The 19,690-nt window shown below is 67.4% G+C and carries 19 protein-coding genes; 14 read left to right on the plus strand and 5 right to left on the minus strand.

What is annotated here, in order from left to right; translation table 11 throughout:
* Positions 1-7: 7 nt before the first annotated feature.
* Both AC50YC_RS10950 and AC50YC_RS10955 read left to right on the plus strand, forming a co-directional pair.
* Entirely contained in the window at positions 8-1,204 is a 1,197-nt protein-coding gene (locus tag AC50YC_RS10950; protein WP_494953547.1) for a trans-sulfuration enzyme family protein, read from the plus strand.
* 9 nt (positions 1,205-1,213) lie between these two features.
* Positions 1,214-1,570 (plus strand): DUF2516 family protein, encoded by a 357-nt coding sequence (locus AC50YC_RS10955; RefSeq protein WP_494953548.1) that lies wholly within the window; start codon positions 1,214-1,216, stop codon positions 1,568-1,570.
* Between the two features lie 181 nt (positions 1,571-1,751).
* Here the strand turns inward: AC50YC_RS10955 and AC50YC_RS10960 are convergent, their stop codons facing one another.
* A complete protein-coding gene (locus AC50YC_RS10960) occupies positions 1,752-2,570 on the minus strand; it encodes a class I SAM-dependent methyltransferase (protein WP_494953549.1) in 819 nt (272 codons plus the stop codon).
* A 203-nt stretch (positions 2,571-2,773) separates the two neighbouring features.
* On the opposite strand from AC50YC_RS10960, the gene AC50YC_RS10965 reads away from it, so the two are divergent.
* A complete protein-coding gene (locus AC50YC_RS10965; protein ID WP_494953550.1) occupies positions 2,774-3,520 on the plus strand; it encodes a phosphoglyceromutase in 747 nt (248 codons plus the stop codon).
* A 127-nt stretch (positions 3,521-3,647) separates the two neighbouring features.
* Here AC50YC_RS10965 and phoU read toward each other — a convergent pair whose 3' ends face one another.
* Entirely contained in the window at positions 3,648-4,310 is a 663-nt protein-coding gene (gene phoU, locus AC50YC_RS10970) for a phosphate signaling complex protein PhoU (protein WP_494953551.1), read from the minus strand.
* Positions 4,311-4,517: 207 nt separating this feature from the next.
* Here phoU and AC50YC_RS10975 point away from each other — a divergent pair, with 207 nt between their 5' ends.
* Together AC50YC_RS10975 and AC50YC_RS10980 are read left to right on the plus strand one after the other, a co-directional pair.
* Positions 4,518-5,774, plus strand: a complete 1,257-nt coding sequence (locus AC50YC_RS10975; RefSeq protein WP_494953574.1) for a sensor histidine kinase — start codon at positions 4,518-4,520, stop codon at positions 5,772-5,774.
* Positions 5,771-6,451, plus strand: a complete 681-nt coding sequence (locus AC50YC_RS10980) for a response regulator (protein ID WP_354174422.1) — start codon at positions 5,771-5,773, stop codon at positions 6,449-6,451. Before AC50YC_RS10975 ends, AC50YC_RS10980 begins: the two co-directional genes overlap by 4 nt.
* Positions 6,452-6,566: 115 nt before the next feature.
* On the opposite strand, the gene AC50YC_RS10985 is transcribed toward AC50YC_RS10980, so the two are convergent.
* Positions 6,567-7,103 carry a hypothetical protein gene (locus AC50YC_RS10985; protein ID WP_494953575.1) on the minus strand — a complete coding sequence of 179 codons (537 nt, stop codon included), beginning with the start codon at positions 7,101-7,103 and terminating at the stop codon, positions 6,567-6,569.
* Between the two features lie 316 nt (positions 7,104-7,419).
* Here AC50YC_RS10985 and AC50YC_RS10990 point away from each other — a divergent pair, with 316 nt between their 5' ends.
* From AC50YC_RS10990 to rlmB, 6 genes are all read left to right on the plus strand, one after another.
* Entirely contained in the window at positions 7,420-7,902 is a 483-nt protein-coding gene (locus AC50YC_RS10990) for a CarD family transcriptional regulator (protein ID WP_024367191.1), read from the plus strand.
* A 180-nt stretch (positions 7,903-8,082) separates the two neighbouring features.
* Positions 8,083-8,913, plus strand: a complete 831-nt coding sequence (gene ispD, locus AC50YC_RS10995) for a 2-C-methyl-D-erythritol 4-phosphate cytidylyltransferase (protein ID WP_494953552.1) — start codon at positions 8,083-8,085, stop codon at positions 8,911-8,913.
* A gap of 2 nt (positions 8,914-8,915) precedes the next feature.
* Positions 8,916-9,452 carry a 2-C-methyl-D-erythritol 2,4-cyclodiphosphate synthase gene (ispF, locus tag AC50YC_RS11000; protein ID WP_494953553.1) on the plus strand — a complete coding sequence of 179 codons (537 nt, stop codon included), beginning with the start codon at positions 8,916-8,918 and terminating at the stop codon, positions 9,450-9,452.
* Between the two features lie 41 nt (positions 9,453-9,493).
* On the plus strand, positions 9,494-9,823 hold the full coding sequence (locus AC50YC_RS11005) for a hypothetical protein (protein ID WP_494953554.1): 330 nt from the start codon (positions 9,494-9,496) through the stop codon (positions 9,821-9,823).
* Positions 9,824-9,878: 55 nt separating this feature from the next.
* Positions 9,879-11,336, plus strand: coding sequence for a cysteine--tRNA ligase (gene cysS / locus AC50YC_RS11010; RefSeq protein ID WP_494953555.1), 1,458 nt, complete (start codon positions 9,879-9,881; stop codon positions 11,334-11,336).
* A 123-nt stretch (positions 11,337-11,459) separates the two neighbouring features.
* Positions 11,460-12,446: a 23S rRNA (guanosine(2251)-2'-O)-methyltransferase RlmB gene (rlmB, locus tag AC50YC_RS11015; RefSeq protein WP_494953556.1), complete on the plus strand. Its 987-nt coding sequence runs from the start codon at positions 11,460-11,462 to the stop codon at positions 12,444-12,446.
* A 541-nt stretch (positions 12,447-12,987) separates the two neighbouring features.
* On the opposite strand, the gene AC50YC_RS11020 is transcribed toward rlmB, so the two are convergent.
* Positions 12,988-13,791 carry a carbon-nitrogen hydrolase family protein gene (locus AC50YC_RS11020; protein WP_494953557.1) on the minus strand — a complete coding sequence of 268 codons (804 nt, stop codon included), beginning with the start codon at positions 13,789-13,791 and terminating at the stop codon, positions 12,988-12,990.
* A gap of 116 nt (positions 13,792-13,907) precedes the next feature.
* On the opposite strand from AC50YC_RS11020, the gene glgX reads away from it, so the two are divergent.
* Genes glgX through AC50YC_RS11035 form a run of 3 tightly spaced genes read left to right on the plus strand, consistent with a single transcriptional unit; the run spans position 13,908 to position 16,869 of the window.
* On the plus strand, positions 13,908-16,022 hold the full coding sequence (gene glgX / locus AC50YC_RS11025) for a glycogen debranching protein GlgX (RefSeq protein WP_494953558.1): 2,115 nt from the start codon (positions 13,908-13,910) through the stop codon (positions 16,020-16,022).
* Between the two features lie 36 nt (positions 16,023-16,058).
* Positions 16,059-16,505 (plus strand): guanyl-specific ribonuclease, encoded by a 447-nt coding sequence (locus AC50YC_RS11030; protein ID WP_494953559.1) that lies wholly within the window; start codon positions 16,059-16,061, stop codon positions 16,503-16,505.
* Between the two features lie 7 nt (positions 16,506-16,512).
* Entirely contained in the window at positions 16,513-16,869 is a 357-nt protein-coding gene (locus AC50YC_RS11035; protein ID WP_354174406.1) for a barstar family protein, read from the plus strand.
* A gap of 161 nt (positions 16,870-17,030) precedes the next feature.
* Here AC50YC_RS11035 and glgP read toward each other — a convergent pair whose 3' ends face one another.
* A complete protein-coding gene (glgP, locus tag AC50YC_RS11040; RefSeq protein WP_494953560.1) occupies positions 17,031-19,649 on the minus strand; it encodes an alpha-glucan family phosphorylase in 2,619 nt (872 codons plus the stop codon).
* Positions 19,650-19,690: the final 41 nt, after the last annotated feature.

Consider the following 19,690-nt stretch of genomic DNA (forward strand, 5'->3'; position numbering starts at 1 on the left):
TGTGACCATGAGTCTTTCCGAAGCGCAGGCAGCCTCCCTCTCCGCGGAAACGGTGGTCGTGGCCGCGGGCCGCCCGCCGCGTGAACGCGATGCACCGGTCAACCCCCCGCTGGTGCTCTCCTCTACCTATTACGGCACGGGACCGCTGGGCGACGGCGACCGCGGCTACGGGCGGTATTCCAACCCCACCTGGGACCCCTTCGAGGAGGCCCTCGGCCAGCTGGAGGGCGCCGCGCTGCCCGGCCTGCTCTATTCTTCCGGCCTCGCCGCCGCCAGTTCGGCACTGTCCCTGGTTCCTGCCGGAGGGGTGCTGGTCATGCCGTCCCACAGCTACGCCGGATCCCTGGTGATGGCCACGGAACTTGCCGGGAAGGGCTTCCTGGAACTGCGGACGGTGGACATCGCGGACACCGACGCGGTCCTGGCGCAACTCGCGCCGGCGGACGGGCGCCCCGCCAGCATGCTCTGGCTGGAGAGCCCCACCAACCCGATGCTGGGCGTCGCGGACATCCGAGCGCTGACAACAGCCGCTCACGCGGCGGGCGCCGTCGTCGTCACGGACAACACCTTCTCCACCCCGCTGGTGCAGCAGCCGCTGGCGCTGGGCTCCGACGTCGTCCTGCACTCGGTGACGAAATACCTCTCCGGCCATTCCGACGTCGTGCTGGGCGCCCTGGTGACTTCCGACGCCGGGCTCCGCGCCACGCTGCTGCACCACCGCACCATCCACGGCGGGATCGCCGGGCCGTTCGAGGCCTGGCTGGCGCTGCGCGGACTGCGCACCCTGGCCCTGAGGGTCGAGCGCTCGCAGGCCTCGGCGGCCGTGCTGGCCGAGCGGCTGGGCGCGCACCCCAGGGTCGGCAGCATCCGGTTCCCGGGCCTGCCCTCGGATCCCGGCCACGCACGGGCCAAGAGCCAGATGAAGGGATTCGGCTCGGTGCTGTGCATTGAAATGGCCCCTGTGGCCGGCCGCAGTGGCAGCCTCAGCGGTGCCGATGCCGCGGACCGGATGATCCGGGCCCTGAAGCTTTGGCTGCCGGCCACCTCCCTCGGAGGAGTGGAGTCGCTGATCGAACGGCGGCGCCGGCACACCGCCGAACCGGTCAGTGTGCCGGACAACCTGGTCCGGTTGAGCGTGGGAATCGAAAACGTCGAGGATCTTTGGGCCGATTTGGAGCAGGCCTTGGCCAGCTTGGACGGCTAGGCTGGGGGCATGGACGGAAGAGCGCTTATTTACTATGTCGAGACAGGGGTCTACTTTCTCCTGGCCCTGGTAGCCCTGGCCCTTGAGGTGTGGGCTTTCTTCGACTGCCTGCGGCACAAGGCGAACGCTTTTGAAGCCGTCTCCAAGCGCACCAAAACCTTCTGGCTGGCCGTCACCGGCGGCGCCATGACCGTGGGCCTGCTCTCCCTCCTGGGCGGCGGAGGCGGAGGCCTCCTGGGCCCGCTGGGACTGTTCGGACTCGTCGCCGTGACGGCGGCCTCCGTGTACCTCGCCGACGTCCGCCCCGCCGTCAAGGACGCGGGCCGCGGCGGAAGCCGCAACATGGGTCCCTACGGCCCCTGGTAATCCCCACCGGCCCCCTAAGCTCGCAAGCTCGCTCAGGGAACCCTGCCGGCGTGGGCCCACCACCGGGCCCTAAGCTCGCAAGCTCGCTCAGGGAACCCTGCCGGCGTGGCCCCACCACCGGCCGCCTAAGCTCGCAAGCTCGCTCAGGGAACCCTGCCGGCGTGGCCCCACCACCGGCCGCCTAAGGCCCCGGCGCGACGGCGTCCCAGCCGACCGTCAGCTCGCCCAGCCGCCACCGGGCCGGACCGTCCTGGACCGGCCACCCGACGTCGAGCAGTGCCCGGCACATCGCCGTCCAGCGCTGCCGGTTCCCGAAGGACGCCAGCGGCGCAGCCTCCAGCCAGGCTCTGTCCATCGCCTGCAGGAAGGCCTGGATCCTCTCGCCCGGCACGTTGCGGTGAATGAGGGCCTTCGGCAGCCGCTCGGCCACCTCCGAAGGCAGGTCAAAACTGCCGAACCGCATGGACAGGCTCAGGCTCAGCGGCCGCTCGGCGTCCAGCGCCACCCACGTGACCCGGCGGCCGATCTCGTCGCAGGTGCCGTCGATGAAAAGCCCGTCCGGGGCCAGCCGCCCCTGCACCAGACGCCAGATGGCCGCGACGTCGGCTTCCTCGTACTGCCGCAGCACGTTGAACGCCCGCACCAGGACGGGCCGGCCGGGCACCGGCAGTTCGAAGCCGCCCAGCTGGAAGCTCAGCCCGGGCCGTGCCAGTTCCTGGGCCAGCCGGACCCGCTCGGGCTGGATTTCGATGCCGACCACCCGCACGTCGGGCCGGATTGCGGACAGCCGTTCAAAGAGTTCGACGGCGGTGGCCGGGGACGCGCCGTAGCCCAGATCGACGACAAGCGGATCAGCCGCCGCGCGCAGCCGCCAGGCCTGCGGGCCGGTCAGCCAGCGGTCCAGCCGCCGCATCCGGTTGGGGTTGGTGGTGCCGCGGGTAATGTTGCCCACCGGCCTGCCCGCGCGGGGTCCGTTTTTCGCCACCCCGCGCTTTTCCATGCCGCCTTTTCCTATGACATGGGTTTGCGGGGACGCGACCCGCTCAGCCTTCTGCACCACCAGCCCACCCTATCCTCCAGGGCGGGGTCAGTTCCGGCCCAAGCGGCGCCCCGGAATGGGCGCGGAGTGACTGCGCGTCGCGGTGTGGCGGCGGTGATGTAACGCGCGGCACTGTCCGTGGCTGCTCAGCTAGGATGAAAACCATGACTTATAAGCTGATTTTGCTGCGCCACGGCCACAGCGAATGGAACGCCAAGAACCTGTTCACCGGCTGGGTGGACGTTGACCTCAACGACCAGGGCCGGGCCGAGGCGATCCGCGGCGGCGAGCTTCTCGTGGAGCACAACATCCTCCCGGACGTCCTGTACACCTCGCTGCTGAAGCGGGCCATCAACACCGCCAACATGACCCTCGACAAGGCCGACCGCGGCTGGATCCCGGTCAATCGGGACTGGCGGCTCAACGAACGCCACTATGGCGCCCTGCAGGGCAAGGACAAGGCCCAGACCCTCGCCGAATACGGCGAGGAGCAGTTCATGACCTGGCGCCGGTCCTACGACACCCCGCCGCCGCCCCTGTCCGACGACTCCGAGTTCTCCCAGGCGCATGATCCGCGCTACGCGGACCTCGGCGATGAGCTGCCCCGCACCGAGTGCCTCAAGGACGTCCTGGTCCGCCTGCTGCCGTACTGGGAATCGGATATCAAGGAAGACCTCAAGGCCGGCAAGACAGTGCTGGTCACGGCCCACGGCAACTCGCTGCGCGCCCTCGTCAAGCACCTGGACGGCATCAGCGACGAAGCCATCGCCGGTCTGAACATCCCCACGGGCATCCCGCTGGTCTACGAACTGGACGAGAACTTCAAGCCGCTGAACCCGGGCGGCACCTACCTTGATCCCGAGGCCGCTGCCGAGGCGATCCAGGCAGTCGCCAACCAGGGCAAGAAGTAGCGCTTCGACGCAGCACCGACGAAAAAGTACGACGCCGGCCGGTCACCTCGCAAGGTGACCGGCCGGCGTCGTACGTTCTATAGTCCGGCTCCACTCTCCGGGCGCTGTTGTCCCGGCCCGGGGAGTGCTAGCTGTGCTCGATGCCGTTCGGCTGCCAGGCGCCGGTGACCAGGTAGGTGACCTTCTGCGCCACGGAGACGCCGTGGTCCGCGAAACGCTCGAAGTAGCGGCTGGCGAGGGCGACGTCGACGGTCGTGGCGGGGGACTCGTGCCAGTCACTGCGGGCGATGGCCTGGAAGACGCTCAGGTGCAGGTCGTTCACCGCGCTGTTGGCCTTCAGGATGTCCCGGGCCACTTCAAGGTCCCGGGTTTCCAGCAGCACCGTGAGCTTCCGCGCGATCAGCAGGTCATGCTCGGCGAAGCTTTGGAAGGTCTCACGCAGCTGGGCGGGAACCACGGTGGCGGGGTACCGGAGACGGGCAAGCTGGGCGAGGTGCCGGGCGAGGTCGCCCATCCGCTCCAGGGAGGCGCTCATCCGGAGGGACCCCACGATCATCCGCAGGTCGCTGGCCACGGGGCCCTGCAGGGCGAGGATGTCGATGGCGCGCTCGTCGAGGCTGTTCTGCAGGAAGTCGATCCGCGCATCGGCCGCGATGACGTCCTCTGCCAGGTCGATATCGGCGCCCTCGAAGGCAGTCGTAGCTTTCTCAATGGCCTCACTGACCAGCGTTGAGATTTCGACGAGCTGTTCCCCCACTTGGGCGAGCTCTTCCTGAAAAACCTTGCGCACGTGTGCGTCCTTTCCTTGGAAACAATGCCAGCCACCACAGTGGCGGGACCATTTCGGTTCACCTCTCGGCGCTTCAACTGTCCAGTCTTCCAGCGTCCGGTGAACTGTTACGCCCCAATAGATGAACGTTAGCTGAACCGGAGTGGGAATAGCAGGAGATTACAGTTTCCGACGCGGGGCAGAGCATAAGCTGGAGCCGTGGACCCAATGCTCATCGGTGTGATCGCCGGCCTTATCGGCCTGTCGCTTGGCGTCTTCGGCGTGCTCGCCTTCCGGGTCAGTGAACAGCAGCGAAAGCTCGTGGACGTCGAGTTCGAGGATCCCGCACTTCCCGAAGGCGCCGCCGAGGTGCTGGCCGCCGTCGGTCGGGCGTTTGTGGTGGTGGACGCGATCGACGGCGTCGTCCGCGCCAGCCCCGCCGCGTACGCCTACGGCCTGGTGCGCGGCCACACCCTGGTCCATGAGCAGCTGCTGGAGATGACGGCGAAAGTGCGGCGCGACGGCGTCATCCTCGAACGGCTGCTCGAACTGCCGCGGGGCCCCCTGGGACAGGGAACCATCGTGGTCCAGGTGCGGGCGGCCGTGATCGCGGAGGAATACATCCTCCTGCTCGCCGACGACCGGACCGAGGTCACCCGCACGGAGGAAGTCCGCAACGATTTCGTCGCCAACGTTTCCCACGAACTGAAGACACCTGTCGGGGCTATCTCGCTGCTGGCCGAGGCGCTTGAATCCTCCGCCGATGACCCGGAAGCCGTGCGCCGCTTCGCCAAACGCACCCACAAGGAATCCGCCCGCCTGGCGGCCCTGGTGCAGGACATCATCGAACTCTCCCGGCTGCAGGGCTCCAACGTCGCAAAGCAGGGCCGGGCGGTGGACATCAACACCGTGGTCGCCGAGGCGGTTGACCGGTCGCAGCTGCCGGCGGAGAGCAAGAACATCGACCTCGTGGTGGGCGGGCATTCGGACGCAATGGTCTACGGCGACCAGGACCAGCTGGTGACGGCACTGCGGAACCTGATTGACAACGCCATCCGCTACTCCCCGGAAAACACCAGGGTCGGCGTCGGCATCCGGGCCAAGGACGGCCTCGTGGCCGTCTCCGTCACGGATCAGGGCGAGGGGCTCAGCCCCGAGGACCAGGAACGCGTCTTCGAACGCTTCTACCGCGTGGATGCCGCCCGCTCACGCCATACCGGCGGCACCGGCCTTGGCCTGAGCATCGTCAAGCACGTGGTCGCCAACCACGGCGGCGAGGTGACCCTCTGGTCCCGGCCCGGGCAGGGCTCCACCTTCACCATCCGGCTTCCGGAGCTGGAAGGGCAGGACCTCGACGGCGTTTCCGACGCGGGCGAGCCGGCGGACCGGGCGGCCACCCAGGCCGCGGCCCACGGCCCGTCCCAGCACCCCAGACCAACACGACGGGACGCCGCCGGCGCCCATGAGCAAGGAGCTATCGCTTGAGCAGGATTCTGATTGTCGAGGACGAAGAGTCGTTCAGCGACCCGCTGTCCTACCTGTTGGGCAAAGAAGGATTCGAGGTGGAGGTAGTGGACAACGGACTGGACGCCATTACCGAGTTCGACCGCAACGGCGCCGACCTCGTGCTGCTGGACCTGCAGCTGCCCGGCCAGTCGGGCACCGAGGTCTGCCGGCAGCTAAGGCAGCGCTCGTCCGTCCCGGTCATCATGCTGACGGCGAAGGACGCGGAGATCGACAAGGTCGTCGGGCTGGAACTCGGCGCCGACGACTACGTCACCAAGCCCTACTCGTCACGGGAGCTGGTGGCCCGCGTGCGGGCCGTGCTGCGCCGCCAGGGCGAGCCAGAGGAACTGGTCTCCAGTACCGTGCAGGCCGGACCGGTACGGATGGACATCGAGCGGCATGTCGTCACGGTCAACAGTGAACAGGTTTCCCTGCCGCTGAAGGAATTTGAGCTGCTGGAGATGCTGCTGCGGAACTCCGGCCGGGTCCTGACCCGCGGGCAGCTGATCGACCGGGTCTGGGGTTCGGACTATGTGGGGGACACCAAGACCCTCGATGTCCACGTCAAGCGGCTCCGCAGCAAGATTGAACCGGATCCCTCGGCGCCGCGGCACCTGATCACGGTCCGCGGCCTGGGCTACAAGTTCGAGCCCTGAGCCCGGGGAATCAATAGCCCGGACGGGGCGGAACGCACCCAGAAAATAACGCACACAGAACATACAGAGAAGGAGGGGCGCCCGGTGACCGGGCGCCCCTCCTTCTGAGTGAAAGCTAGTGGTTTGCGCTGCTCGTCGGGGACGGGGTCGGCGTGGCCGAGCCCGTGGGCTCGCTGCCTGCCGGCAGGTACTGCTTGTAGTCGGAGATCGTCGCGTCGAGCACCGGAACCTTGAACGTGGTTTTCTGGTTAGTGCCGTCCTCGCTGACGTTGACCTCGACGAGGGAACCCGGGATGCCGCCGGTGGTGCTCAAGATGGCCTCGTCGGTGGAGTCGTTGAGCAGCGTGTAGGAGTTCTGCTTGACCGGCACCTCGGTCTGGGATCCGCCGGCGCCGGCGATGGTCAGTGTCACGTCCTCGGAGGACGTGTTGTACACGGCGCCGATCACACGGCCGGGCTTGTCCTCGCCGGCGGAGATGATCATCATGTTGCGCAGCTGCAGCGCGCCCACGTTGGCCTGCGTTCCGTCAGAGGCCGCGTACTGCGCGGCGGTCGCCTGGGGGTTGGTGTAGCCACAGCCTGTTACGGACAGCAGGCCGATGCCCAGAGCAGCCGTTGCCATTGCCAGCTTGCCGCGCTGGCCCCGGTTCATCGCAGTGAAACCCACGTCTCGCACTCCTTGAGAGTCTTGGAACAGTATTCAGCCATAGCCTATCGGCAATCCACGCCAAACGATGATTCGGGCAGTACACAATCCCGTCGGCTCCGCGGCTGGCGGGGCGCCCGCGCGGGAAGGCGTGCACCCTTGGCAGGGGAGGGGCAATGCACTAATATCCGCTTTCGTCAAGGGGTCAGACGGTGCCGTTTAAGGCCATTTTCCCTGTATTCACGCGGTTCTTGGGTGCGTTCCATGGCAGTCGTATGCCTTAAACGTGATAAACTGGTCTGCGGGAAAGGGGAATGTCCACATGGTTTTTGAGGTCGGCGAGACAGTAGTTTACCCTCACCACGGTGCAGCGAAAATTGAAGAAATCAAGATGCGCACTGTCAAGGGCGAAGAGAAGATGTATCTCAAGCTCAAGGTGGCTCAGGGTGATCTGACCATTGAAGTTCCAGCAGAGAACGTTGACCTTGTTGGGGTCCGGGACGTAGTGGGCAAAGAAGGTCTGGAGCACGTGTTTGAAGTGCTGCGGGCCGAGTTCACTGAAGAACCCACCAACTGGTCGCGTCGATACAAGGCAAACCTGGAGAAGCTTGCTTCCGGTGACGTCATCAAGGTGGCAGAGGTCGTTCGCGATCTGTGGCGCCGCGATCACGACCGGGGTCTCTCCGCAGGGGAGAAGCGCATGCTGGCCAAGGCACGCCAGATTCTGATTTCAGAACTGGCGCTGGCTGAAAAGACCGATGAAGAGAAAGCCGCAAGCGTTCTCGACGAGGTCCTGGCTTCCTAAGCAAGTCGAACAGATAAGAATCGAACCCCGGTAGCGTAACGGCTGCCGGGGTTTCTTTTCGCCCTTTTTCAGCCACCGCCCGGGTTGATCTTTCAGCTTTGGTCCTTCAGACCGCCCGATAAGCACCAGAACTGACAGCTCACTGGGATGCACGCGGCGCCGGGACGTAGTCTTGTGCGCATGGACTCTGCACCGACCACCACGTCTCCGGCCGGCCCCGCCACCGCAGTCATCGTCGTCGCCGCCGGCTCAGGCCAGCGCCTGGGCTACGGCATGCCAAAAGCCAAGGTTCCGCTGGGCGGGGACAGCATCCTCACCCACGCCCTAAGGGGTGTCGCCGCAGCCGGCGTCGCGCAGCAGATCTGCGTCGCCATCCCTCCCGGCGATTCGGAACTCCACGCACTCTGTGAGGCCTTCACGCAGGAGCTCAAGACGGAGCGCCGGCGCACGCCCTCAGGCGAGGGCGTGCAGCTCCCGGTCGTGACGGTTGTCGACGGCGGCGCAACCCGCGCCGAGTCGGTCCGCGCCGCGCTGGCCGCGCTCCTGCCAGGCACGGAAGCCGTCCTGGTCCACGACGCCGCCCGCGCGCTGGCTCCGGAGGCTGTCTTCCACCGGGTTTCGCACGCTTTGGCGGCCGGCGCGGTGGCCGTCATCCCGGTCATGCCCGTGGTGGACACGGTCAAGACGGTGGAACGGACCACGGGCGACGGCGCCGCCATCGCCCCGGAGCTCGTCACCGGCACCGCGGCCCGGGAGACCCTCCGGGCGGTGCAGACCCCGCAAGGCTTCGAGCTCGCCACCCTCCAGCGAGCCCACGAAGCGGCGGCCTCCTTCGACGCCGGCCAGGCGGCCGCGGTCACCGACGACGCCATGCTGGTGGAACTCCTCGGCGTCCCGGTCCACGCGGTTCGCGGCGCCAGCCAATCGCTGAAAATCACCACGCCGCTGGACCTGATCATCGCCGAGGGTCTCCTGGAGGGCCCGCTGGGCGCCCGCTGGGTGGAAGGCTGAGCATGTCCGGAAATCAGAACGCCCCGCTGCCCGTCATCCCGCGGACTGGAATCGGGATCGACGTCCACGCGTACGCCCCCGACGACGCGCCCCAGCCGCTCTGGCTCGGTGGACTCTTCTGGGATGGGGAGCGCGGACTGTCCGGCCACTCCGACGGCGACCCGGTTGCGCATGCCGCCGCCGATGCCCTGTTTTCCGCCTGCGGCGTCGGGGACCTCGGCACGCACTTCGGCACCGACCGCCCGGAATATGCCGGCGCCTCCGGCGTGACCCTGCTGGCCGAGGCTGCGCGGATCGTCCGCGCCGCGGGCTTCGAGATCGGGAACATCGCCGTGCAGTTCGTGGCCAACAGGCCCAAGTTCGGGCCCCGCCGGGAGGAGTCCCAGCGGGTCCTCAGCGAGGCCGCAGGCGCCCCGGTCAGTGTCTCGGCCACCACGAGCGACGGCCTGGGCTTCACCGGCCGCGGCGAAGGCATTTCGGCCACGGCGTCGGCCCTCGTCTACCCCGTCCGCTCGGCGTCCCCCGAGTCCGTCGCCTAGGGTTAACCGAAGACCCTTCCCGCAACACCAGGAGACTCCCCGTGAAAAAGCTGCTGCCCGCCGTCGTCCTGCTGGCCGGACTCCTGCTGACCGGGTGCGCCGCGACGCCGAAGATGAGCATCCCGGAAAGCTGCGCGTTCCTCAACCAGGACACCTTCGTCCCCACCGGCAACCAACAGCAGCAGGCGGAGCAGATCTCCAAGCATTACCAGGAGGTCGCGGACAAGGTGGCGCCCGAGGTGGCCGATCCGATCCAGAAAATGGCGGACATCATGAAGCAGGTGGCCGGCACCTCACTCGGAGCCAGGAGCGACGAGCAGACCAAACAGCTCACCGAACAGAACAACAGGATCGGCGAGTACTGCAAGTAGGCCGGGGTAAGCGGTCCCACGCCGGGGCCTGATCCCCATCGGCTAATCTGGAGCGGTGACCCTGCGCTTCTATGACACTGCATCCGCCGAAGTCCGCGACTTCGCCCCCCTGGTTCCGGGCAAAGTGAGCCTCTACTATTGCGGCGCCACGGTGCAGGGCATGCCGCACGTCGGGCACATCCGCTCCGCCATCGCCTTTGACCAGCTGACCCGCTGGCTGCAGTACCGGGGCTTCCGGGTCACCGTGGTGCGCAACGTCACCGACATCGACGACAAGATCCTCGCCAAGTCCGCGGCTTCCTTCGGTCCCCACTTCGAGGACGAGCCCGGCGCCGTCCGGGATGAGGAGTGGTGGGCGCTGGCCTACCGCTACGAGCAGGAATTCCTCAAGGCCTACGACACCCTGGGCGTCTCCCGCCCCACGTACGAACCGCGCGCCACCGGCCACATTCCTGAGATGCACGCCCTGATCCAGCATCTCATCGACCGAGGCCACGCCTACGCGGCCCCGGACGGCTCGGGCGACGTCTACTTCGACGTGCGCTCCTGGGCCAAGTACGGCTCGCTGACCCGGCAGAAGGTCGACGACATGCAGGGGGCTCCTGATTCGGACCCGCGGGGGAAGAAGGATCCCCGCGACTTCGCGCTCTGGAAGGGCCACAAGGAGGGGGAGCCGACGACGGCGAGCTGGGACTCGCCGTGGGGCGCCGGCCGCCCGGGCTGGCACCTCGAATGCTCCGCGATGGTCACCAAGTACCTCGGCACCGAGTTCGACATCCACGGCGGCGGACTGGACCTGCGCTTCCCGCACCACGAAAACGAGATGGCGCAGTCCCAGGCTGCGGGCCACGGTTTCGCCAACTTCTGGATGCACAACGGCATGGTGACCTACGCCGGCGAGAAGATGTCCAAGTCGATCGGCAACACTGTCAGCCCGGCCGAGATGCTGGAGCTGGCCCCGCCGCGGGTGGTCCGCTACTACCTCGGCCAGGCACAGTACCGCTCGGTGCTGGACTACCAGCCGAGCTCGCTGCAGGAGGCCGCCGCCGCGGTGGAACGGATTGACGGTTTCGTCAGCCGCGCTGCCCGGGTCCTCGCTTCGGCGGACGGGGACTTTGTCTTCGGCAGCCACGGGGCCGTTCCCGACGCTTTCGCTGCCGCGATGGACGATGACCTCAACGTCCCGCAGGCCCTGGCAGTGCTCCACGAAACCGTCCGCGCCGGCAATACCGCCCTCACCGCCGGGGAGCTCGACGCCGCCCGGCAGGCACTGCTCAGCGCCACCGACATGTTGCGTGTCCTTGGTCTCAACGACACCGCGGGACCCGCAGTCGACGAACAGGGCACCTCCGCCCTTGGCGTCCTCGTCGAAGCGCAGCTCGCGGCCCGGGCCCAGGCCCGCGCCAGCAAGGACTGGGCCGCCTCGGATGCCATCCGCGACACCCTCGCCGCCGCCGGCGTCGTCGTCGAGGATGGTCCGGACGGCGCAAACTGGAGCCTCAGGCGCGGCTGATCCGGCCCGGTTCCGGGCGCGGAGCCGGGGCCCCGCCATACCTTGCGGTCGAGGATTTAACTCGAGTCAGTAGACTGGAGTTCAGACTTATCAACGAATCGCGTATTTAAAAGGGTGGAACTCATGGCCAACAACGGTCGCCGGTCGGTCAAATTGAAGAAGGGCCCCTCCGTCGGAACCGGCGGTCACGGCCGCAAGGCTCTTGAGGGCAAGGGGCCGACGCCCAAGGCGGAGGACCGCCCGTACCACAAGGCCCACAAGAACAAGCAGCTCGCGGAACGCTCCGCGGCCAAGCGTCCGGGAGCTCCGCGCAACCCCGGCGCCCGTTCCGGTCCCAAGGGCCGCGCCACCGAGGAAGTCGTCACCGGGCGCAACTCCGTCGTCGAGGCGCTGCGTGCCGGCATCCCGGCCAAGGCCCTGCACGTGGCCATCCGCATCGAGATGGATGACCGCGTCAAGGAGTCCCTCAAGCTGGCGGCCGAGCGCGGCATCCCGCTGCTCGAAACCGGCAAGCCCGAGCTGGACCGGATGACCGACGACGCCATCCACCAGGGCCTGGTGCTGCAGATCCCGCCGTACGAATACCAGGATGCCTACGAGCTCGCCGAGGAGACCCTCGCGAGCTGGAAGAAGGGCCACGTCGCCAACGCGCCGCTCTTCGTCGCGCTGGACGGCATCACCGATCCGCGCAACCTTGGCGCGATCATCCGCTCGGTCTCGGCCTTCAGCGGCCACGGCGTCATCGTTCCGGAGCGCCGCTCCGTCGGCGTCACCGCCTCGGCCTGGAAGACCAGCGCCGGCGCTGCCGTCCGCGTCCCCGTGGCACGTGCGGCCAACCTGAACAACACGCTCAAGGCCTTCAAGAACATGGGCATCTATGTTCTGGGCCTCGACGGCGACGGCGACGTGTCGCTGCCCGACCTCGCCTTGGCCACCGAGCCGGTCTGCATCGTCGTGGGTTCCGAAGGCAAGGGCCTCAGCCGCCTGGTCCGTGAAAACTGCGACCAGATCGTCTCCATCCCGATCGATTCCGCGATGGAGTCGCTCAACGCTTCCATGGCCGTCGGCATCTCCCTCTACGAGATCTCCCGCCAGCGCGCAGCCAAGTAGTCCAGCGCGGGTCCGTCGACCGTTGCCTGCGTTGTGGTCGGGTCCCGCCGTCACCGAAGTTTTGCCGTCGCTTAGCGGGAAGCCCCTTCCCAAACTTCGCAAGCTCAGTTCGGGTCCCTCGGGGCTTCCCTTCCTCCCGACACTCCGCTCGGCCGCGGGCGGCCTTGCCCCGCTCTGGTCGGCGATGCGCTACTTAGCAAAACTCCGGTGACGGCTCTGATGCTCCATCACCTTTAGCGGGTGGATGACAAACGCTCCCTCACGTCTCGTGAGGGAGCGTATCCATTTAAGTCGCGAAAGGTGAGGGAGCGTCCTTTTGCTGAAGTAGTCCGACGGTTGGTGGCGCAATATCGAGCGGGCGCCGGGGGCTTGCAAAGGAGCGCATCGCCGACCAGAGCCGGATGAGGCCGCCCGCGGCCGAAGGAGGCGGCGGGAGGTGTCTAAGCGACGGCAAGGCGCCGGTGCCTGCGGAGGGTGACCACGGAGGGTGACCACCGGAAGGTGTCCGCGGAAGGTGACCGCGGCGGACCGCAGCGGAGGTTTAGAACTTGTGGCGGTTGGCGAGGACCGGGAGTTTGGTCCGGGCTTCTTTGACCACGGCGGGGTCCAGGTCTGCGAACAGCAGGCCGGGGGCGCCGTCGAGCTCTTCGAGGACTTCACCCAAGGGGGAGACGACGACGGAGTGCCCGACGCCGGTGGGCGCCGCACCCTTCGGCTCGATTCCCTGGCTGGCCGGGTCGCCTTGGCCGCAGGCGAGGACCACCGTGGTGGAATCCAGGGCGCGGGCGCGGGCCAGGAGTTTCCATTGTTCGGCCTTGCCGGGGCCGGATCCCCAGGATGCGCAGACAATGGTCACGTCGGCTCCGCGGTCCGCATTCTCGGTGAAGAGGTCCGGGAACCGGATGTCGTAGCAGGTGGCCAGGCCGAATGTCACGCCGTCGAACTCGAAGGTGACGGGCTCGGCGCCGGCGTCGACGGTGTCCGACTCCGCGAAGCCAAAGGCGTCGAAGAGGTGGATCTTGTCGTAGCTGGCCTCGACGCCGCGGCCGGTGACCAGGAGGGTGTTGCGCACCTTGCCGCCGTCGTCCACTGTTCCCGGGGTGAACATCCCCACGACAATCACGATGCCGTGGTCCGCCGCGATGCTGCGCACGCGCGATGCCCATGGGCCGTCCAGGGGCTCGGCGATGTCCAGCAATGAGTTCCCGAAGGCGCGCATCGTGGCCTCGGGGAAGATCACGAGCTCCGCTCCGCCGGCTTTGGCGCGGGCCGCGTAGTCCTCCACAAGGGCCAGATTTTCGGCAAGATCGCGTCCGGTAATGACTTGAGCGAGTGCAATCCGCACTATTACCTCCAATTTCGGCGCTTGTTCCAGTATGCCGCGCCACTATTCCGTAAACTGCACTTCGTCAGGAAATCGGAAACCGGGTCTATTTGTTCGGCCCCGCTAAACTTTAAGCAATGGTCATGCCCTACGTAGACACAGCTTCCACCGTAGACGCCTCGCGGGCGTTTCCGCTGGGAATCAGCGTTCCGAGCACCGGTTCGCCGGTAACGGACGATCCTCGGAGTGCCTTCGCGAATGTGGCTGTCTACGCGCCCGGCGTGGCGACCTTGGAGATCGCCTATCAGGCGCCCGGTGGCGCCTGGCAACTGAAGACACTGCCGAACGTGACCGACGGCGTGCACCACGGCATCGTCGAAGGCATCCCGGCCGGCTCGCGCTACGGTTTTCGGGCCACCCCCGATCACGAGGCGCTCCCGTTGTCCATGCCTTCGACGGATTTCGACAGCAGCGGCGAGCAGCCGCTGCTGCTCGACCCCTATGGCCGGGCCGTGGACGAGCGCGAGGATTTCGTCACGAGCGTCCGGATGGATAGCGACTTCGACTGGGGCAACGACCGCGGTCCCAGGACGCCGTGGCGCAACACCATCATCTACGAGGCGCACGTCCGCGGCCAGACCAAACTCCACCCCGACGTCCCCGAGGACCTGCAGGGCACCTACGCAGGGTTGGCGCACCCGGCCATGATCGAGCACCTGATCGCGCTGGGGATCACCGCCGTCCAGCTCCTTCCAGTGCACTTCCACGTGGACGAACCGCACCTGCAGAACCTCGGCATGACGAACTACTGGGGCTACAACACGGCCGCGTTCTTCGCCCCGCACCCCGGCTACGCCACCCAGGCGGCGCAGGCCGCGGGCGCGCAGGCCGTCCAGGACGAATTCAAGGGCATGGTCAAGCTGCTGCACGCCGCCGGTCTTGAGGTCCTCCTCGACGTCGTCTACAACCACACGGCCGAGGGCGGCAGGGACGGCCGGACCCTCAGCTTCCGCGGCCTGGGCGAGATGACCTACTACCGCAACGACGGCCACGGCAGGTACGTGGACACCACCGGCTGCGGTAACACCCTGAACTTCGGCGAGCCCCGTGTGGTGCAGCTGGTGCTGGATTCGCTGCGTTACTGGGTGACCGAGTTCCACATCGACGGCTTCCGTTTTGACCTCGCCGTGACGCTGGCGCGCAACGCCGCCAACGAGTTCGATCCCCGGCACCCGTTCCTGGTGGCAATCGGAGCCGACCCCGTGCTGTCCGCCACCAAGCTCATCGCCGAGCCGTGGGACATCGGCTACGGAGGCTGGCAGACCGGCCGATTCCCGCCCGGCTGGGTGGACTGGAACGACCACTTCCGCGACGCCGTCCGCAGTTTCTGGCTCGCCGACCGCGCCGCGATCGACGCTGGCGGCCACGGTGGCTCGGTGGCCCGGCTCGCGGACGCGCTCTCGGGCTCCGCGAGCCTTTTCGAGCCGTCCGGCCGGTCCCGGCTCGCCTCGGTCAACCTCGTCACCGCCCATGACGGCTTCACCCTGGCCGACCTCGTGGCCTACGACCGCAAACACAACGAGGCCAACGGCGAACAGAACCGCGACGGCCACGGGGACAACCGCAGCTACAACCACGGCTTCGAAGGTCCCACGGAGGACGAGGACATCCTGGCCCGGCGTGCGCAGTCCAGCCGCAACCTGATGGCTTCGCTCATGATTTCCCAGGGCGTGCCTATGATCACCGCCGGCGACGAGATCGCCCGCACCCAGCAGGGCAACAACAACGCCTACTGCCAGGACAACACCATCACCTGGATCGACTGGACCAGCACTCCCGAGTCCCACTCGATGCTGCGCACCACCAAGCGGGTGATCCGGCTTCGCAAGGAATTCCTGGCCGGGCAGCCGCACGATTACCCGACCCGCGAAAAACAGTCGTACTTTCACTGGTTCGACGAGCGCGGCGAGCCGATGGCCGGGGAGCGCTGGCAGGATCCGGGGCACCGGGTCGTGCAGCTGCTGCTCGGGTCCGACGACGGCCACGTGGACGGACTCGTGGTGGTCAACGGCGGCGCCAAGGACGTCAAGGTCATGCTGCCGCTGCTCAGTAACGAGGACGGCACCGGCAACCGGCTCTTCGAGCTGCGTCTGACCACGTCCGGGCTCCACGACCGGCGCCAGGGTGTCCGGGTCGCTTCGGGGGAGCGGGACGTCGTGCAGGCCAATTCCATCAACATCTACCGCACCTAGCCCGGCCCCCGATCCCGGCATAAGGAAAAACAACGAATGAAGGTCCAGCGGCTGACTGCCCTGCTTGCCCTGCTGGTCGGACTCGCGGTGCTGGCGTTCGTCCTGACAGGGGTTCCGGAGACCGGAAGTGCCCCGTCCGGGGCCGGCACCACGAGCGCCAGCGTACCGGCCGCGCCGCCGGCACCCGCCAACCCGTCCGGGCTGCCGGACTTGTTGGCCTCGGAGCTTCCCGCCGAAGCGCGCCAGACACTGGCGCTGATCGCCAAGGGAGGCCCGTTCCCGTACACCCGCGACGGCGCCACGTTCGGCAATTTCGAGCGCATTCTTCCGCGGAAATCCTCCGGCTATTACAAGGAATACACCGTCAGGACCCCGGGTGAGTCCGACCGCGGAGCCCGCCGGATCGTGGCCGGACAATCCGGCGAGAAGTACTACACGCAGGACCATTACAACTCGTTTAAATTCATCATCGAAGGCAAGTAAGGAACCCATGAAGATTTACTCCGCAGACACCTGGACCATCGAGGAACTGCAGGCGCTGGTAGCCGACGCCGGCCGGCGCGCCGTGCTGATTCCCGCCGCCGATACCAAAAGGACGGTCCTCGAGACATTCGCGGAGACCCTGGACTTCCCGGCGGACTATGGCGTGAACCTGGACGCGCTCAATGACTCCCTGCACGACTTCGCCGATGCCGTCTCCGACGACGGGCAGGCCCCGATCACTTTCATCTGGGAGGTCCCGGCGGCCTTCCGCTCGGACCGTTCGTTCGGTGTCATCTGCGAGATCCTGCAGGACGCCGAACGCTACGCCGGCAGGAACCTGGCCATCATCGCCGTCTGCCTCTGATCGCAGTCATGGACGGCCGTTCCGCGAACCGGTTATCCGGAAGCGTGCGTCTAAGCGAGGAACGAGCGAGCACGCGGGGGCCCGCGCCGTCAGGGTTCCCTGGCCGAGCTTGCGAGGCTAGGGGGACGGTGGGGAGGATGGCCGGTTTGCGGAACTACGGCTCAGGCGTTGACGATCAGGCCCAGTTCCGCCTTGGACGCCAGGGCCTCGTGCTTCGGGAGCACCCGGACCGTGTAGCCGAAGGAACCGGACCGGTCGATTACCAGGGTTCCGCTGAAAAGGTGCCGGCCCTTGCCGAGGTCTTCAACGGCCTTCAGCTCCGCCACCGTGACGTCGGCCAGTTCGTCGCTGTCCTCGGCCTTGCCGTAGGCGACCTCGACGGACACATCATCCGGGGTGAGGTCGTGCAGGGCCACATAGGCGTTGACCTGGAGGATGTCGCCGATCTGCGGGTCCTCCGAGACGCCCACCGAGTCCACGTGCTCCACCTGGATCTGCGGCCAGGCAGCCCGGACCTGGGAAATCCAGGTCGCGAGAGCCTTGGCCTCGGCAAAATGGTCCGCTCCGGCCCGGCGTCCGGCGACGGCGGCCGGCCGGTACAGGACGTTGACGTAGTCCTTGAGCATGCGCTCAGCGGAGACGGCCGGGCCCAGGTGGGACATGGTGTGCTTGATCATCGATACCCAGTGCGTGGGGACCGACTGCGGTCCGGGCTGCGAAGGCCCGGCTGCGCCGGCGCCGTCGGATACCGTGAGGCCGTAGAAGCGGGGGGCCACCTGCGTCTCGAGCAGTTCGTACAGCGCCGCCGCCTCGATGTCGTCGCGTTCCTCGGGGGAAGCGTCGTTGTTGGCGGTCGGAATAGCCCAGCCGTTCTCGCCGTCGTACATCTCGTCCCACCAGCCGTCCAGGACCGAAAGGTTCAGCGAGCCGTTCAGGGCGGCCTTCATACCGGAGGTGCCGCACGCCTCGAGCGGGCGCAGCGGGTTGTTCAGCCACACATCGCACCCCGGGAACAGGGTCCGGGCCATGGCGATGTCGTAGTTGGGCAGGAAGGCAATCCGGTGCCGCACCGCGGGGTCGTCGGTGAACCGGACGAGGTCCTGGATCATCTTCTTGCCCGCGTCATCGGCCGGGTGCGACTTGCCCGCAATGACCAGCTGGATCGGGTGCGTCTTGTGCAGCAGCAGGGCCTTGAGCCGCTCGGGCTCGCGCAGCATCAGCGTGAGCCGCTTGTAGGTCGGCACACGCCGGGCGAAGCCGATGGTCAGGACGTCCGGGTCCAGCACCGAATCCGTCCACGCCAGCTCGGCGTCGGCCGCCCCGCGCTTCTTCCAGGCGGCCCGGAGGCGGCGCCGCACGTCATCCACGAGCGACACCCGCATCTCGCGGCGGAGGGCCCAGACGTCCTCGTCGCTGACGTTGTAGGCGAGGTCCCAGCGGCCCTGCGCCTCCGCGTCGGCGCCGAACTGGTCACGCGCCAGTGCGGACACCCGCGGGTCCACCCAGGTGGGGACGTGCACGCCGTTGGTGACCGAGGTGATGGGAACCTCGGAGTGGTCGAATCCGGGCCACAATGCGGAGAACATGCCGCGGGACACGACGCCGTGCAGCTTCGCCACGCCGTTGGCACGCTGGGCCAGGCGCAGGCCCATGACGGCCATGTTGAACACGAACGGGTTGCCGTCCGTGTAGTCCTCGCGGCCCAGGTTCAGGATTTTTGCCACCGGCACATCGGGAGCCAGCCCGGCGTCGAAGAAGTGCTGGATCTGCGAGACCTCGAAGCGGTCAATGCCTGCGGGAACCGGGGTGTGCGTGGTGAACACGGTGGAGGCGCGTCCGGCGGCCAGCGCCTCGTCCCAGCTCAGCGGTTCCGCGGCGGACATCATTTCCTGGATCCGCTCCACGCCCAGGAAACCGGCATGGCCCTCGTTGGTGTGGAACACTTCCGGTGCGGGGCTGCCGGTGAGCTTCTGGTAGGCGCGCAGGGCCTTGACTCCGCCCATGCCGAGCAGGAGCTCCTGCTGGAGCCGGTGGTCACCGCCACCGCCGTACAGGCGGTCGGTGATGCCGCGGGCCGCTTCGTCGTTGCCGGGAACGTTGGAGTCCAGCAGCAGGAGCGGGACGCGCCCGACGTCGGCGCGCCAGACGTGCGCCAGCAGCCGGCGGCCGTGGGGGAGCGGCAGGGAGATCTGGATGGGCTTGCCGTTGCCGTCAGCGGAGGCCTCGCGCAGCAGGGTCAGCGGCAGCCCGTCGGGATCCAGGACCGGATAGGTTTCCTGCTGCCACGCGTCGCGGGACAATGACTGCTTGAAATAGCCGGCCTGGTAGAGCAGGCCGACGCCGATCAGCGGCACGCCCAGGTCCGAGGCTGCCTTCAGGTGGTCGCCGGCGAGGATGCCGAGGCCGCCGGAGTACTGCGGCAGCACTTCGGTGATGCCGAACTCGGGGGAGAAGTAGGCAATGCACGCCGGTGCGCCGTCGCCGAGGCTCTGGTACCACCGGGGCTGTTCCAGGTACCGGTCAAGTTCCTCGGCAGCCGCGTGGACCCGGTGCACCACGTCCAGGTCCGCGGCGAGGCGCTGCAGCTCCTCCCGGCTGACCAGGCCCAGGAAGGACACGGGATCGTGGTCGCTCTGGGCCCAGATCTTCGGGTTCAGGCCCTCGAAAAGCTCCCGCGTAGGCCGGTGCCAGGACCACCGAAGGTTGGTGGCCAGCCGGGCCAGCGGCCGGATCGACTCGGGAAGAACGGTTCGGACGGTAAATCTGCGGATTGCCTTCACCTGCGAAACACTAACCGACAAGTTGGAGGCTCGGAACTGCT

This window comes from Pseudarthrobacter sp. MDT1-56, from assembly GCF_059383555.1.